Raw genomic sequence first — 14,856 nt, 5'->3', positions numbered from 1 at the left:
CCCGCAGCATCCCTGGCAACGTGGCTCGAACGAAAACACAAATGGGCTTCTCAGACAGTACTTCCCTAAAGGTATCGATCTCTCTGGCTATTCACAGGCCAGACTTAATGCTGTGGCGAGGCGACTCAACGAACGTCCCCGAAAAACACTTGACGTCGACACACCAGCTGAACGATTTCAGCAAGCCGCTGCATCGACCGGGTGAATCCGCAAGGCAGAGCCGACGTTCGAGCGGCAGCGCGAGAGCGTGGGCCGGTGGTCCGCTTCTGGCCGAGCGATTCGCGGAATGGAAAAAACGACCGCAACAGGACTAACGGACGGGGGGCGGGGGGGCACGGCACATGCTACCGGACAGCCAGAAACGCTACCGCGTGCGGACGGGGGCGATGGCCAAGGATTCATTCGTCGGACAGATCGAGCGAAACGCGAAAGTCATCAACGCCATGCACTATGCGAGGTTGCTTTGATCCGACATCATTCACTGCCGGTAACAGTCGAGGGACAGCAATTTCGGACGGACTTTTCGCTCGAAATGGAAAAGCTGACAGAAGCCATGGAATTGCTGGGCATCGACACATCCCGTGGGCTACTGGCACCACCCTTCAGTAAGCCCGAATCGGACTGCAATTAACGCGCAGCGGACGTAGGCCGGTAGGTGTGCGCCAATAGGCGCAAAGAGAAAGGGAATGGAAAAAATTAGGTTGCGGCACGCGAATAACGACTGCGACGCGATGCTGACTGCAAGGCATGTCATCCGCCGGCGCAGATGTTTTTAGTGTCACTCACAATGGGATGCATCAACCGGTAGGAGCGATGCAGCCGAGGTTGAACTTCGTTGTTTCGGCAAAGGTTGCCAGCACTGACGTGATCGCTTCAGTCGACGAGGCGATTTTACGCGAGTTCGAACGACGGACCTGATTCATGTGCGTCGGTGGGCGCGAACGAAAGTTGAGACAAAAAGACGAGTCCCGTTGGTTATCCGTCAGGCCCGTTGATTGCGGGTAGCTCCTCGAATCCAACGGGAGCGAGCATGCAATTGACCATCGACCAGTTCAAAACACAATTGGCAGACCTCCTTCGGGATGTAATGCGATGCACATCCGCGGATCTGACAGACAACGCCATTGCCTATTGGGACGGGTGCCGGGTTGTCTATTGCTATCTGGATGACGACACTAATCTGATCGACCGGGAATTCGACCTTGACAATGGTCTCTGGAGAGACTGGGAGGAATATCTGTCGGATTGGATAGCGGAGCCGAAGTTCAGCGTCAGGCCTGAGTTGCAGGAGCGACTGAATCAATTGCCGAAGAACGACCCGAATAGTTGATGCGCACGGAGTGAACGAAGCCATTTCCGCACCTTCGCCGAACCAGCTAAAAACTCGAACGCCAGCCCACATGAGCTGCCGACGCCAGTCCGGGTCGGCGGTTACATCTGAGGCCTCGCGCGCACAGCATCCGCTTCCGTGGACCGCAATGTGCGTGCTGTAGAGGTAGTCGTGCACGGTGGCCGCGTTCGATGCCGTGTCGTCGGCCTTTTAATCGACGATCGGGATCCGAGGCACCGAAGCGAAAATGGTGAGGAAGCCGGCCGGCAACGTGGACGTCATGCCTGCTACGTCCGGCTGGTGCACCTGATCGGCCAGCAATTCCCACTGCCCGTCGCCCTTCCCCGTAACAGGCTTTACCGCAACTCAGTCAGAAACGGCCTCACGAGGCGGCCGCACCACTCGCCGGGTCTGGAGCAATCGCGGCCGGCGTGGCCACATAATCCGCGAGTGCAGTCGTTACCGCGAAATGCGCGGCGGTCAGCGTGAGTTCGGCGGCATCCTTTCAACCGATGCGCAAGGCAGGCTGGCCGCCTCGTCGGACAAGATCAATGCGGCGTGCACAAAGGCACGGAGGAAGGGATGAGCACACAAGCGATGCTATTGGGCAACGTCCAGATTCCCGTCCCAGCGCGGAGCAGTGTTGTCCAAACACGACGTTTTGAATGGATGGCTCTTAAACAGGCCGTCGCGGAGGGCCAGTCCAATAGCATATCGAATCAATTCGGAAGGTACTTTGCAGTGGAAACCATCTTGGATTTAGCGAGGAAGGTTGAATCCAAAGTTCGCAATTCCGGACTGCCAATGCGAGAAAACACCACAGACAACCCTGCGGGCCCTAGTAGCAGGTCTTGCTGCCGGTAGTGTCAGGAAAAAGCGAACCGGAACGTGAGTGGCGCGACGGACACGATGTCTGGCGGCGCCGGCGCGAACGCGATGGGCACTCTGAAAGCAAGTCGAAAAAGCAGACGCAGAGAAAGGGGCGATGGACTCCCCGGAGTCTGGTCGTGAAAAAGACCTACTAGGGAGGTGAGCGTAGTCGCTCGCCATCTTCGGATATCGAGTGCAGAGGCTGTTGCGCCTCGAGGGGTGCCGCCGCACCGATCCGATTCGATGAATTCCGTGGCTTTCAGACGGGGCCGCTCGGCCGCCCCAATGAGGCGGCATTCTCGGCAGTCTGCGCGTCCGGATATTCACGCTTCAGCTCGGCGTGCCCATTCCGGTGCCGCCCTAGACGGCGCTGCCCACACTTGACTGGCGGCAACAGCCTGACGCGTGGGAACAAAAGGCCGATCAGAATGTCATTTCGTCTGCGGCGACTGGCAGCCGGCCGTTGCGCCGCTACCTCACTAAGGGGAGACTGCCTAGCGGAATACTCCTTGCTCGCATCCATGACGCCCAGCGCAGCCGGAGACCGACATGGCGGCCACACCGAAGGAACCGAACCGCACAAGTGAAAAGTCCGAGGAGGATGTCGACGAGGTTGTTGAAGAAACCTTTTCCGCCAGCGACCCGCCGGCGACGGGTGGAAGCACCCGCAATGGTCGGGGGACGGGGAAGAAAGGGATGACGATTCGCCCGAGTAATGAGAGGCGCAAGCAAGGAGGCACCATGGCAGACATTTTGAAACCCGGCGAAATCGTCAAGGTGTCGGGTATCTATTCGGTCATTCTTGAAGGTGGCGACAACGAGGGCCGAACATTCGATGCCACATGCGTTGAGGGTGACCGCTTTCCGCCAACGCGCACCGGCGCCGGTGTCCACTACGAGCTGAAGTACGGAGCGCCTTACTCACACCTGCACCCTGAGTTGAATCCGGGCAGGTAATAGGCACCAACAAGCCGCATCGCGGCGGTGTTCCGGATGACATCGGACTGCCGGACATGGGACGGGTATCAACTGGGCACTCCGCCGAGTGGAGCGCCTTGCGGCGACGACCTTTATGACGATTACCGGTCATGCCGATGGCGAGGGCGGGAAGGCAGCCCCCGGGATGCGCTTCGACGTCCATGTGCCCAAGCCGGAATAAAATGTCAGCACCGGTAACGATGGCTCAGCGTCGGGAGCGGCCCTTGCTGCATGACGAGATTCCTGCCCCGTAGCGGCGTCCGTGGTTCCGTCCGGTGGTTGCATCGGGCGGCTCCGCGGACTTCCCGCTCCTTTACCCAGACGGAGGTTGTAATGAGCAGTCTTTCTGGTGAACAAGCGGTTGCTTCGCGGAGAGCCAGTCTCGACACGCTGTCCGACGTATGGACCAAGGCATTTGGCTGCATCGAAAAGCTGACTGAGCTGAACCTGCGGGCAGTCAAATCGACGCTCGCCGAAAACCAGGCAATCGCAAGCATGGCGTTGTCAACCAAAGACCCGCAGGAGCTGTTCATATTGCACGCAAAGCGGGCGCAGGCCGCGATGGAAGAAGCGCAGTCGTACTGGCGGCACGTGAGCAACATCATGTTTAACACACAGGTCGAACTGGCCGCGAGCGCTGAGGCGCAATTCAGGCAGCGACAGCACGACGCGCAAGCTTTTGTCGACACGGTCGCAAGCGATGTACCGGCCGGAAGCGAAGTCGCCGTGAGCGTATTGCAATCCGCTGTGACGGCTGCTAGTGAGGCGACTGGCGCGACGATTGAAGCCAGTAAAAAGTCCGCCGAGCAAGCACTGGAGATTGCGGAGAACAACGTTCGCGCCGCAGCTTCCGCCTCAAACAGGATGGCCAAAAAGGCCGTTGAACACGTCAAAGCTGCCACAGGAAAATGAGAGTTCATCGACGCGCATTGTCGATGCGTGTCGGCTGCACGAATTCGGGCAGGTACGGTGTGCTTAAACCGTTGACCGTATGTAAAGCCGGGGCACTGCGTCACGAGTTCAATCTCAGTGCTCCAGGATGGCGTGCCCCCAGATGGCATACCCTTTGTAGACTTCAGCTTCCATGCACGCCTTGCGACAATAGTGGGATGTTCCGTCAAAAATCTGTGGCACCGACCTATCTCTGTCGGCTTTCTGCGGCAGACGCATCTGGCATCTGTGCCTGCATTTCAGTTTCTTCGCTTGATACGCAGGTCAGCTATCCCCGCTCGGGCTGCAATTTCCCGGATGCCCGGTCGAGTGGACCATCTGCGGACAGGACAATGACTGCGGTCCTCGCCGCACATGAGAGGCGCCTGGCGTTTTAAGCCTTGGCTACCGGCTTGCGGGCTTTGTCGATGACGTCCATAGTCTCCTTCACCGCAGCCCTGGTCTGCTCGTGCAATGTGTTACCTGCGTCCCACATTGCCCCAAAGCCCTTCGCCCAGAAAGCGGTAATCGATTCGTTTCCCGCCGGCGGCCGTTGGGCGAGATTATCGATGATTACCTGACTCCCACGAACGTACTCGCCGGCCAGATTTTCACTTGACACAAGCAGTTGACTTCGCGTCTCTGTGACTATCTCATTCACATGTTGCCAGTAGGCTTGCGCCTTCTTCGTGGCCGCTTGCGATTGCCGGGACTGCAATTCGAAGAATGATTGAGGGTCCCAGGTTGGAAGGGTAAGGACATCCGATGCGATGGCCTTGGTCTTCACTATCGAAGCTTTGGCTGCTTGCACGTTCAATGCGACGAGCTTTTCGCAAGCCTCAAAACCAGTATTAAAAAATCCGTAAAGAGACTCAACGGCGATTTTCTGTGCGGCAGCTACCTGTTCGTAAATTTTCGTATCCATCGGTTTAAATTCCAGTGTCGAGTGGCGTTTCGACTGATTCGGCTGGGCGCGTTCCGACCGTCGGCTGGAATACGTAGGCCTGAATGCGGGAAGCGAATCTTGTCGTAGAGCGTGGGTTTTCATGCCGCACGCTGCGTGCGGCATGAAACGGGCATGTTCCTAGAGCGGCTGGATATTTGCGGCCTGCTTGCCCTTTGGTCCCTGCTTGACCTCGAAGCTGACCTTTTGCCCGTCGCTAAGAGACTTGAAGCCTTCCGACTTCACTTCGGAAAAATGGGCAAACAGGTCTTCGCCACCATCGTCCGGCGCGATGAAACCGAAGCCCTTTGCATCGTTGAACCACTTCACTTTGCCGGTCTGCATTATCTGATTCCAAGGAAGTTAAAAACAGTCATTGACTCGGTGTTGAAAATTAAAAAAGTTGCGCTGCAGGCAGCGTTGCACGCGTGCGGACGCGAGTGGGAAAAGCTTTCCTGTTCCCGGGGAAACCATTGTCTGGGCTTGCGAATTGTTATTCGGGTTGCAATGCGTGCCTACTGCGATGGTTATGTCCGACCCGAAGACATGCAGCCCCGTGTCATCTGCTTGTGTGAAACAAGTCAGCCGTTCCAGGCCTGCGCCCATCGGACGCCCGCCAAGTGGGGCGAGCATTCTCGGGCGGCCTGCATCCGGCGCCTGGAATCTGCCGGAGCGCTGGCGAGCCGGTCAAGCAGTCGCTGTAGCCGTTCCCGTTGCCTTCGCAAGAGCCCGGGCGTTGCGTACGCCTGAAGAACCCGACCGCGCCAGTAAGTTTGTGCGAACAACGAATCGGCACCGTCCGCGCACAGGACCCGCTCAAGATGCGTAATCGCAGTGTCAAGGTTTTGAGGCGTGTAGGGGCTCACCCAGGCGCCTGCTTGGGTCGCGATTTTCACAATGTTTTCTCTCAGGTATATAGCTTTGCTGACTAACGGTACTGTCTGCGGAAAGTGCGTCCGGCCCTCGGCCAACAGGGCTATTAGTCAGATGTTCAGTATGTCGTAATGAAAAAGATACAGGAAACACCACTCCCGAATAAACCGGGTTTACCCGTCAATTCGAAAACGTTTGCCGCTGGAAAGTTGGGGCGGTTTAATATGATTTATACAGCGCCTACTGTCCTTGGCGAAGATTCAACGACACGAGGCACATCCCTTGCGGCGCCTATTCGTGTGAGCGGCAGACGCTTGCATGGAGGTGAGCCATGAAACATATAACCAAGGCGTTGTTCGCTTCGGCTCTCGCGATGGCACTGTCGGCAAGTACATACGCACAAGCCGGCGGCAGCGCTGGCGGGCTTCCGACACCCGGCGTCGGCGCCGGTTCGATGAAGGCCCCGACCGAGACGGGCTACGGTTCGCCCGACGTCACGGGCAGTGGCGACCGCTCGGCGCGCAGTAATCCCGCGACGGAGCGTTCCGATAGCGGCAACGTCAACAGTGGACCGGGCGGCTCAAGGGGAAACGGCCAGTAGTACGAAAGGGCGCGAGGTGATTGGCATCACGATCACTGATGCAGCCTCGGGCGGAGTGGGCCGGTGAATCAATCGTGCAAGCCCGTTCCGCCCGTTCGGCAGCCTTGCCTCATGTATGTAAATCGCGGCATCAAACTTCCGTACGGACGTCTGTGCTGTCGGGCACGGCGATCCAGCGGACGAAGACAACGAGTTGAGTGGTTAGGGAACCGTTGCGGCGCTGGCTCACGGAATACTCAAAACCGACACACGCCGGCATAAGCCGGATATCGGTCGTCGACCGAACCTACCGGGTTTTTCGAAGCTTCACGCACATCGCTGGTGTTGGAGCAGTGATATTTGCACTGACATACGACTGCACACGCCCGGACGCATATGCTCTACGAGCACAACAAGACATCCCCGAGGTCGTCCAGCCACAGTGGTTTGGTGAGATGAAGGTCAAACACACGTCCGTCCGTCTGAAGTCTGCTCGCGTCATTGGCATAGCCTGTTACTGCCACCAGCTTCGGCAGGGAGCACTGCGCGCGTTGTCTGAGGAGACGCGCCATCCAAGTCAGGCATGCTTTGAGCCATTGGGATGATCGCTCACTCCATTTCGGAAGAGTGGCGTGATGCTGTGCATCGGATTTTGGACATCAATAATACGGTATATACTGTTTTTAACTGACGGCTAAACGGTTGAGGTTGACGCTCCTTGTGGACTGGACGGAGGCAGGCAGGGCCGCCGGAGCCCACGCTCGGGCGGGGATGTCGAAATCCGCCGCCTGGCTCCAAGATGCCGCCGCGTAGCGGCTGAAACCCCTCACGCATACCTTGGCGCATGCCATTAGCGGTATTCGAGGCGACGCATCGATGTATTCGGCGGCGGCTTCACGGAACGGACGGCATTCATACACTTCGACGAGCATGTCGGGATTGGTGCAGCCCGAAAAGATTCTGTCGAACTCGACACAGCGGGCAGCTTAAAATTACGACACCGGCCGCGCCGGTTGAGGAGAAGATAAATGCCGGACAAACATCTCTCAAGTCGGTTTGATGCTGACCTCTCTCTGCTTTCAACGCGGCTGCTCGGAATGGGCGGCCTCGTGGAGTCACAGATTACGCACGCGATAGACGCATTGAATACGTTCGACATGGAACTTGTCGAACGCGTCGTCGAGGGTGAACGCCGTCTCAATGCGATGGAAATAGAAATCGATGAAGAGATTAGCAATGTTATCGCCCGTCGACAACCGGCCGCCCGTGACCTGCGCCTCCTGATGGCGGCTTCAAAATGCGTCACCAATCTTGAACGTGCGGGCGACGAGGCGCGCAAGATTGCGAAGCGAACCCGTCGCATTGCGATGTGTTCCGACGCGCGGGACATCAACATTGCTGAAATCAAGGTTTCGGGCGAAATGGCTTCAAACGTTCTTCGCCGGGCTTTGGACGCGTTCGCACGCATGGATACGACTTCCGCAGAACAGATTATCCGGGATGACGAAGCCATCGATAACGAGTTTCGCGCTTTTGTGCGAAAGCTCGTGACATACATGATGGAAGACCCTCGTGCAATCTCGAGGGGACTGGACTACCTGTTCATTGCAAAGGCCATCGAACGCATCGGCGACCATGCGACCAACATTGCTGAATCCGTCGTCTATGTTGTTCGCGGCACCGATATTCGCCACGAACATAGAAAGCAGCGCGAGCATGAGATGTTGCGCAGTTGAAGGAGGAAAGCGGGTGGGCACGACGATCACTGGAACGGCTGGTGTCGTTCCGAAATCTGTACAGGCAACTGCGGCCGCTTTTCCCAACGTGATAGAGATTTCGGAGCGGCCAGCGCTGTCGCTGTTGCCCGCGACATGAAAGCTGTTGCTACGAGCGTGAGCTCGAACGTGTTCAGAGCGCGTCGTGGCAAAGTGCCATCATCCTCTGGACCATTGTGCTTGACTCCTTGCGTTCCATCTCGCTGGTGAGGAGAGCGTTCACGCTGGACAGCCGGACTGCGACGCCTGCCTCCAGCAAGTCCTTGCTGGCAATCTTCAGAGCGAGTTGACCGATGCGGACCCTGTCGAGCCAGTCCATCTTCAGCCCATTTTTCCTGAGCCATCGACGGCAGCACTCAACTCGTTCAAGCGCCTCGCCGATTAACTTGGCTGTCCTTAAGTACTGCGAGTTCGATACCACGCCGGGACAAGAAGTTGACAGTACCTTTTACCCTGCCGATGTGCTTGCGGAGCATCGTTCGGCAGGGTTGGGCGACTAAGGACATAGTTTCGTCGACACTCATAGTCAACGACTTGCTCGCGAATTCGGTCTCGCGGTGCACGACGCTCGAATCGAATTCGGGAGATTCGCCGGATTCGAGACGCCGAACAGATCGCTCCTGTACGGCGCTGCTATCGGACCAAATCTCTATAGCACATCATCCGATCCTCCGTTAAGCTGAAGTTACAAATGGCTGTCCTGCCGGAAACGACCGCGTCGTTATATGGCTACCCTGAACAAAATCGTCGCTGTGATCGACGATGACGAATCAATTGCCCGCGCCATCAAGCGCTTGCTGCGTTCTGTCGCGATAAAGGCGGAGTCGTTTTCCAGTGGCGAGGAATTCCTGGGCACGCTGTCGTTGACATCGGGTTGGCCCGCCTGCGTGATCCTGGACTATGAGCTGCCGGGGATCGACGGGCTGGAGCTACAGCGTCGCTTTGCTCCGACTGGCATGCCCATCATCTTCGTTACGGCACACGACGATCCGGCCGTTCGCGAGAAGGCTCTTGCGTCAGGCGCTGCGGGCTATCTGGAAAAACCATTCGACGGCACGATACTGATCAATACCATTGAATTAGCGCTAGGCGTTACATAAGGCGCTGTACCCTTTAGTCGCTGAGTGTCCGGGCGGCGCCGATCCGCTATCCGGCTTCGTCGGGCTTACTGAAGGGCGGTGCAAGTAGTCCGCGCGATGTGTCAACGCCTAGCAATTTCATGGCCTCTGTCAGCTTTTCAATCTCGAGCGAGAAGTCCATCCGAATTTGCTGCCCCTCGATTATTACCGGCAGCGAGTGATGCCGAGCTAAGGCATAGTGCGCGTAGTGCATTGCGTTGATGACCTTGGCGTCTCGCTCGAGCTGCTTGACGAATGTATCTCGAGTCATCGCTCCTCCCTTCCGCGTGGCATCTCTGTAGCCATCCCGCCGCATACGACGTGCCGCGACCAGTGCACGCCTACTCGTCCCTTTTACGGCCGTTTTTTCGCCACTCTTCGAGCATCCGCATCCGTTTGGCCGTGATCTCTGCCTGCCGCGGCGTCGGCGGATCACTAACAGGCGTTAACATAATGAGTTCTTCAGTTTTCGCCAACAGATGATGCAGCAGGCGATTTTCACGAAGGCTTCGTGGATAAATGCAAGGCGTTCGAAGCGGACGCGTAGTCGTCGGAAGTCGTGAAGCCAGGAGATGGTTCGCTCGACGACCCAGCGTGTTTTGCCCAGCCCGCTACCGGGAGGCTCACCACGTCGGGTGATTTCAGTGGCGGTACCAGCAGCGTGTAGCACGGCGGTCTTTGTCGTGATCGTAGCCCAGGTCGCCCTGAACGCCAGTGAGGATTACTGCGAGCGGGATGCCCTGCGCTTCGGTAATGAGGTGGTGCTTCGGGTATTCGTACTTTCCGTGCATTTTCTGGCGGTCGCAGAGCTTTGCTACAAGCGATTTCTTACGCCACCACCGCCAGACTTTGCGCGGATCGAATGAATACCCCTCCTCGAGCACAGATCCCGGCAAACCCCATGAAGTCCCGGAGGTCGATCTGGTACGCGCGGCGCGTGCGCGGATTGTCGAGATTGGCAAACCATTCGGCCTCAGCCGGAACAGCCGCGAGTTGGTGGAATTCGACTGCCGACAGTGGCCGGTCAAAACGCGCAGTGAGGTCGCGGCGGCCAGCTGCGGATGCGGCATTGATTGCACCCTTGGTCCCGGTTATCGGTGAGGTCTCCGTGTTGTGGCGCTTACAGGAGCTTGCCCGGCCCCGGCGAACGGATCGCCGTGAGGATCGTCTTGATCGTTTTCATTGGTCTCGCTTGGAGTGACGCCCTTCAGGGTGATTGCGGCCCGACCCCAAAACGGCGCGAAGGATGAAGGGGTTATGGGTATTTTATGCTCGCGCAGATCAGGTCTGGCAAAAAATTATCTAAGCGCGCGCTTACCCTAATAAAGCCGCGTCAGACGAAGCGCTGCTGCGCGCGCCGTCGGTCAAATGGGTGACACGGCGATCGGTGCATGACACCTTCGGGTGATTTCGATGAGTGCAAGGCTCAAGGGTCGAGTAAAGCGTTGGCGCCTTCGAGGTCTACACCTTGCAGCTTCCGTTCGAGGAGCGTGTATTCGGCGTGTTCGCCATCCTTCAGTTCGCCGCGATACGCCGAAGCCAGAACCACACCGTCGCGAACGACGACGCGGCCACCTTGGGCGAGACCTTGTTCTCTTCGCTGACGCACTTTGCGGCCAAGTCGATAGCCTGTCGCATGATTAGCCGGTCGTCTCTGGCGATCACCGAACTATGCGCGGCGTTGACGTTTCGCAGTGTCGTGGTTTTTGCTCGCGAGTGGCGGCCGGTTCTACCCGACCTTAAAGTGATGCAAATTAGGATGAGCGACTCAAGTCGCAGCGCCGAGTGTAGCCGGATGCGTTTCGCCGGGAAAACGGCGCAGGCGAACCGGGTGAGAAGAGCTTTTTCGCTGGCGAGCGCTGCAATGATTTCTTGATCGGCCGGGTGATGTTTTCCCCACGAAAAAGATGACCCGTTTTTCCATGATGTCGCCCGGCGGCCAACTTCTCTATTCAATCGCGAATCAAGGCCAAGTTATACATCTACAGATTACTGATTGGGATCCCGTAGCTGGGTCGGGTGAAAAGCGACGCTACGCATCCGGCAGACGGGAGTACGGCGTAAATCCGATCCGATGCGGACCACGCTCTGTATCAAATCAAGATCCTCGATATTAACGATCCTAGGGCACGAGCAGATTTTACGTTGGAGGGACCCGTTCTATCGCAATATTCCACCGGCGGCAACATACGATAAGCGGCCAAGGCCGCGCACGAGGCGGCGCCCCCGGGCAGAAAAATGCTGCTTTTGCAGACGACGCGGTTCGTGGGAGGCTGGCATAAGACAATGGCTGAAATGCAGGCGCCGGCGCACCAGGCGCATGCCTTGCGGACGACACCCTATTCTAGCAACGTGATACTACTTTCCGGAGGAAAGCATGGCTGACGTGGAACAGTTCAAGGATGACCTGGAAACCAACGCGGACGGCCTGATCGGCGGAAGCCGCGGTGACTTCATGGAGGCGCTCGGCGAGGCCGTCTATGCGCGGGTCGCTGACGACCAGCTGGACAGCATCATTGCTGCTTATCTGACCCTGCAGGAGGTGATCGATGCGAACGTCGATAACCTCGAGGAGGAAGCCGACGAGGCGATCGTTGAAGCGAAGGCCGAATTCAATGAAGCGGTCGGCAGGATTCTGGGCGTGTAGCGACGCATGAACCCGCTCGTTCCGTCTGCAAGGGCGGCGTCTGTGCCTGCGCTGGTCGATGCAGCGGGTGAACGGGCCGGTATCCGTTTTCTGGAGTTCTTCGCGTCGGCAATCCGCAATCCGCATACGCGCCGCGCGTATGCGCGTGCGGCCGCGGACTTCCTCGCCTGGTGTGCCGGTGCCGGCGTGACGTCGATCACCGCGGTGCAGCCGCTGCATGTTGCGAGCTGGATCGAACTGCAGCCGCAGACGTTATCGGCGCCGACCGTCAAGCAGCGGCTCGCGGCAATCCGCCGCCTGTTCGACTGGCGCGTGATCGGCCAGATCATCCCGCACAACCCGGCCGCTTCGGTGCGCGGACCTTCCCACACCACGAAAAAAGGCAGGACGCCGGTGCTCGATGCCACCGAGGCGCGGCAGCTGCTCGACAGCATCGATGTCAGCACGCCAATCGGCCTGCGACACCGCGCGCTGATTGCGCTAGTGTTTTCGTTCGCGCGGGTCTGCGCGGCGCTGGCAATGCGCGTCGACGACGTCTACGTGCAGCAGCGGCGCCTGTGGGTGCGTTTGCGTGAGAAAGGTGGCAGGCAGCACGAGATACCCTGTCATCACACGCTCGAGGCGTACCTGCATGCGCACCTCGACGGCACCGGCATCGCCAGTGACTCGAAAGGGCCGCTGTTCCGCACGAACCGGCGCGGCACCGGGCAGCTGAACGCCACGCCGCTGCCGCAGGCGAACGCGTATACGTGGTGCGGCGGCGCGCGATCGCCGCTGGCATCGGTATGGCGACCGCTATTCACACGTTCCGTGCGACCGGCATCGCCGCTTACCTGAAGAGCGGTGCACGCTGCAAAATGCCACGGCGACGGCAAATCATGCGTCGACGCGTACCACGCAGCTCTATGACCGGCGTCGCGAGGACATAAGCTTGGACGAGGTGGAGCGGATTCGGCTGTAATACTGCAGCGCGGTTTATCGGCCAATGGCTAACGCCGTGGCTCGACCGGCGTGGCGGTGACGTTGATCTGATCCGGCAGCAGGGCCGGCATGGCCGCGATCACCGCGTCAAGCTGCGGCGTGCAAACCTTGTATTCTTTCATCGTGGTGCCGACCAGCACGTCGTACATCTTCTCGTCCGGGCAGACGACCTTGATCAGTCGCGCACGCGCGCTCATGTTATTGTCGATCGCAATGCGGACGATTTCCACCACGGTGCGCACCCTTTCCCTCGAAAAGCCCTTTGTCGAGCGCAGCCGCAAGCGGTGCCGGCCCAGAGTGAGCCAGTCAGTATCGAATACCATGATGTCGTCCGTTCGGAGTCGCGCTGCGTCGGAATGATATCGTGGGTGTAATGGTGGATGCAGTCTTTGATGCCGGCTTGTGGGTCGTACTGGATTCGAACCAGTGACCAACGGATTAAAAGTCCGCTGCTCTACCTCCTGAGCTAACGACCCGAGCGACTCCCATTCATTTGCCTCGCGAGCGTCATGCCCCCGATGCTAGCCAATATCGATCGTGCGGCTCGCGGATCGCGCCGGTTCCTGTTTCGGCACGGTCAACGTAAGCACGCCCTTGTCAAACTTTGCGAGAGCGTGGTCGGGATCAGCATTTTCCGGCATCGGGATCGTGCGCGTGAAGGCCCCATATGCGCGCTCAAGCCGATAGCAGCCATCCTCCTCGCTGTGCACATCCTGCTTTTTCTCGCCGCGCAATACCAACGCGCCGTCCTCGACGCCAACCGTCAGATCCTCCCGCTCCATGCCTGGCAGTTCGACGGTCACGCGCAGTATCTTCCCCTCGTCCACTACGTCGATGCGCGGCTGGAAACGCGATGAACTGAAGTCGCCAAACCATCGTTCGAGCGCGCCGCGCGCTGCGAACGGATCGTGAAAGAAATCCTCCAGCGCACGCCGCGGATCACGGGAGAAAAGACGCGGAATGTCAGGCCACGGGACACGTGACGATTCGCTGTCAGGCCCGCTTTGCGGGCTGTCCGTATCCTGCTTGCCTGCTGAGCCGCGGAGAAATCTGAAAGGGTTCCACTTTTTCAGGTCGGGGTTCATCGTATGCTCCTCGATGATCTGACTGGAGAGCTTAATTTCCGTCATTAGGCTCTCACCGCAACGTTTCTGCTGCGTTCCCGGACTCGCCCGGGCGGCCGCCGTTGCCAGGCTTCAGCGCTCGCGGACACACCGTTTGCAGTCAGACTGATGGGCTGCGGCGGGACGTCGCGCTGCGTCTGCCGCCCGGGTGCGACGCGGCAGATACCAGTCGGCGAGCAGACGGGCATCGCGCCCGCTCGTGACCAAGCCGATATATCCACCATCAGCGAAGGCCGGGCCGCTTGCGAACTGACGCACCGGCACGGCGCATCTTCTGATCGTTTATCTGCATCACCCTTCCTCCATGACGTTCTGTTTCCAGACCTCCACGAACGGGCGATGGCGACCCCGCGGGGCCGCCGCCGGTTTTTCTCCTGTCGTCGTTGCGGCTCTGCCGGGCTCAGTTCGTCTGCACCTCGATCCGGCGCGGGCGTGCTTCGTCGCGACGCGGAATCGTGAGCTTCAGCACGCCGTCCTGCAGGTTTGCATCGATCTTCGATGCGTCGAAGTCCGGGCTCAGCGAAAACGCGCGCGCGAAATGCGGTTCACGGATCTCGGCGTGCTGCAGCCGCAGACCGGCGGGGGTGGGCACGACCGCTTCGGCCTCGATATAAAGATTGCCGTCGTGCACCTTCACGTCGAGTTTGTCCTTGGTGACGCCCGGAAGGTCCGCCCACAGCGTGATGCCCTGGCTGTCCTCGAACACG

General features: G+C 58.7%; 15 protein-coding genes, 1 tRNA gene and 3 pseudogenes. 10 read left to right on the top strand and 9 right to left on the bottom strand.

Annotated elements, in window-relative coordinates:
• The 4 genes from P0D80_RS46870 to P0D80_RS46855 form a co-directional block, all read left to right on the top strand.
• A partial coding sequence (locus tag P0D80_RS46870) for a transposase (protein ID WP_408294761.1) occupies positions 1–205 on the top strand: 205 nt, incomplete at its 5' end.
• Positions 206–1,030: 825 nt separating this feature from the next.
• A complete protein-coding gene (locus P0D80_RS46865; RefSeq protein ID WP_408294758.1) occupies positions 1,031–1,330 on the top strand; it encodes a hypothetical protein in 300 nt (99 codons plus the stop codon).
• A gap of 1,611 nt (positions 1,331–2,941) precedes the next feature.
• Positions 2,942–3,157, top strand: a complete 216-nt coding sequence (locus tag P0D80_RS46860; RefSeq protein ID WP_408294766.1) for a hypothetical protein — start codon at positions 2,942–2,944, stop codon at positions 3,155–3,157.
• A gap of 354 nt (positions 3,158–3,511) precedes the next feature.
• A complete protein-coding gene (locus P0D80_RS46855) occupies positions 3,512–4,090 on the top strand; it encodes a phasin family protein (RefSeq protein WP_408294755.1) in 579 nt (192 codons plus the stop codon).
• A gap of 412 nt (positions 4,091–4,502) precedes the next feature.
• On the opposite strand, the gene P0D80_RS46850 is transcribed toward P0D80_RS46855, so the two are convergent.
• A complete protein-coding gene (locus P0D80_RS46850) occupies positions 4,503–5,033 on the bottom strand; it encodes a phasin family protein (protein ID WP_408294752.1) in 531 nt (176 codons plus the stop codon).
• Positions 5,034–5,192: 159 nt separating this feature from the next.
• Positions 5,193–5,396: a cold-shock protein gene (locus P0D80_RS46845; protein ID WP_408294750.1), complete on the bottom strand. Its 204-nt coding sequence runs from the start codon at positions 5,394–5,396 to the stop codon at positions 5,193–5,195.
• An 859-nt stretch (positions 5,397–6,255) separates the two neighbouring features.
• On the opposite strand from P0D80_RS46845, the gene P0D80_RS46840 reads away from it, so the two are divergent.
• Positions 6,256–6,525 carry a hypothetical protein gene (locus P0D80_RS46840; RefSeq protein WP_408294747.1) on the top strand — a complete coding sequence of 90 codons (270 nt, stop codon included), beginning with the start codon at positions 6,256–6,258 and terminating at the stop codon, positions 6,523–6,525.
• Positions 6,526–7,532: 1,007 nt separating this feature from the next.
• Positions 7,533–8,240: a phosphate signaling complex protein PhoU gene (gene phoU, locus P0D80_RS46835; RefSeq protein ID WP_408294744.1), complete on the top strand. Its 708-nt coding sequence runs from the start codon at positions 7,533–7,535 to the stop codon at positions 8,238–8,240.
• Between the two features lie 172 nt (positions 8,241–8,412).
• Here phoU and P0D80_RS46830 read toward each other — a convergent pair.
• A pseudogene (locus P0D80_RS46830) lies at positions 8,413–8,640 on the bottom strand (hypothetical protein); the annotation flags it as partial.
• Between the two features lie 364 nt (positions 8,641–9,004).
• Here P0D80_RS46830 and P0D80_RS46825 point away from each other — a divergent pair.
• The gene (locus tag P0D80_RS46825; protein ID WP_408294741.1) at positions 9,005–9,379 is read left to right on the top strand and encodes a response regulator transcription factor; all 375 of its coding nucleotides are present in this window, start codon (positions 9,005–9,007) and stop codon (positions 9,377–9,379) included.
• A gap of 46 nt (positions 9,380–9,425) precedes the next feature.
• Here P0D80_RS46825 and P0D80_RS46820 read toward each other — a convergent pair whose 3' ends face one another.
• On the bottom strand, positions 9,426–9,668 hold the full coding sequence (locus P0D80_RS46820) for a hypothetical protein (protein WP_408294738.1): 243 nt from the start codon (positions 9,666–9,668) through the stop codon (positions 9,426–9,428).
• 174 nt (positions 9,669–9,842) lie between these two features.
• Positions 9,843–10,164, bottom strand: a pseudogene (locus tag P0D80_RS46815) (transposase); the annotation flags it as partial.
• Between the two features lie 701 nt (positions 10,165–10,865).
• Between P0D80_RS46815 and P0D80_RS46810 the strand changes: the two are divergent.
• The 3 genes and pseudogenes from P0D80_RS46810 to P0D80_RS46800 all read left to right on the top strand — a co-directional run bounded on the left by P0D80_RS46810 (position 10,866) and on the right by P0D80_RS46800 (position 13,005).
• A complete protein-coding gene (locus P0D80_RS46810; protein ID WP_408294735.1) occupies positions 10,866–11,273 on the top strand; it encodes a hypothetical protein in 408 nt (135 codons plus the stop codon).
• A 501-nt stretch (positions 11,274–11,774) separates the two neighbouring features.
• Positions 11,775–12,044 carry a hypothetical protein gene (locus tag P0D80_RS46805; protein WP_408294732.1) on the top strand — a complete coding sequence of 90 codons (270 nt, stop codon included), beginning with the start codon at positions 11,775–11,777 and terminating at the stop codon, positions 12,042–12,044.
• Positions 12,045–12,050: 6 nt separating this feature from the next.
• A pseudogene (locus P0D80_RS46800) lies at positions 12,051–13,005 on the top strand (tyrosine-type recombinase/integrase).
• 28 nt (positions 13,006–13,033) lie between these two features.
• Here P0D80_RS46800 and P0D80_RS46795 read toward each other — a convergent pair.
• From P0D80_RS46795 to P0D80_RS46780, 4 genes are all read right to left on the bottom strand, one after another.
• Positions 13,034–13,348, bottom strand: coding sequence for a hypothetical protein (locus tag P0D80_RS46795; protein WP_408294729.1), 315 nt, complete (start codon positions 13,346–13,348; stop codon positions 13,034–13,036).
• An 80-nt stretch (positions 13,349–13,428) separates the two neighbouring features.
• A tRNA-Lys gene (locus tag P0D80_RS46790) sits at positions 13,429–13,501 on the bottom strand.
• Positions 13,502–13,546: 45 nt separating this feature from the next.
• On the bottom strand, positions 13,547–14,110 hold the full coding sequence (locus P0D80_RS46785; RefSeq protein ID WP_408294763.1) for an Hsp20/alpha crystallin family protein: 564 nt from the start codon (positions 14,108–14,110) through the stop codon (positions 13,547–13,549).
• A gap of 439 nt (positions 14,111–14,549) precedes the next feature.
• On the bottom strand, positions 14,550–14,856 hold a 307-nt coding region (locus P0D80_RS46780), incomplete at its 5' end, for an Hsp20/alpha crystallin family protein (protein WP_408294726.1).

This window comes from Paraburkholderia sp. RL17-373-BIF-A (genome assembly GCF_046030175.1).
Classification (GTDB): Bacteria; Pseudomonadota; Gammaproteobacteria; order Burkholderiales; family Burkholderiaceae; genus Paraburkholderia.
The sequence above is the reverse complement of the archived record's forward strand: the minus strand, read 5'-3'. Positions and strand labels throughout refer to the sequence as shown.